This is a genomic window from Gluconacetobacter aggeris, from assembly GCF_014174395.1.
In the GTDB taxonomy this organism is placed as follows: domain Bacteria; phylum Pseudomonadota; class Alphaproteobacteria; order Acetobacterales; family Acetobacteraceae; genus Gluconacetobacter; species Gluconacetobacter aggeris.
The window spans coordinates 1-516 of record NZ_JABEQD010000060.1 but is presented as its reverse complement, the minus strand read 5'-3'; the positions used below and the strand labels follow the sequence as shown (position 1 = coordinate 516).

The following is a 516-nucleotide window of genomic DNA, read 5'->3' as shown; positions in this document are numbered from 1 at the left end:
CTGACCGTCACCGCGCTCGACCAGACCAGCACCTACGGCAACAGCCCCGCCCTCGGCAGCTCGGCCTTCAGCACGACCGGTCTGGTCAATGGCGACAGCGTCTCCGCCGTCACCCTGGCCACGCCGGCGACTGGCGCCAGCAATGTCGGCCACTATGGGATCACCGCTGCCGGCGCGACCGGCACCGGTCTGTCGAACTACGCCGTGACCTATCGGGGCGGCACGCTGACGATCGATCCTGCCGCGCTGACTGTCACCGCGCTCGACCAGACAAGCACCTACGGGCAGACGCCCGCGCTCGGCAGCGCGGCCTTCACCACGGCCGGCCTGGTCAACGGCGACACCGTCGCCGCCGTCACCCTGGCCACGCCGGCGACTGGCGCCAGCAGCGTCGGCCACTATGGGATCACCGCTGCCGGCGCGACCGGCAGCGGCCTGTCGAACTATGCCGTCACCTATCGGGGTGGCACGCTGACGATCGACCCGGCCGCGCTGACCGTCACCGCGCTCGATCAG

1 protein-coding gene is annotated in these 516 nt (G+C 71.1%); it reads left to right on the top strand.

Features of this window, described 5'->3' with window-relative positions; translation table 11 throughout:
• Positions 1 to 516, top strand: a 516-nt coding sequence (locus HLH36_RS19565; protein ID WP_182987942.1) for an MBG-2 domain-containing protein, incomplete at both ends; no start/stop codon positions are given.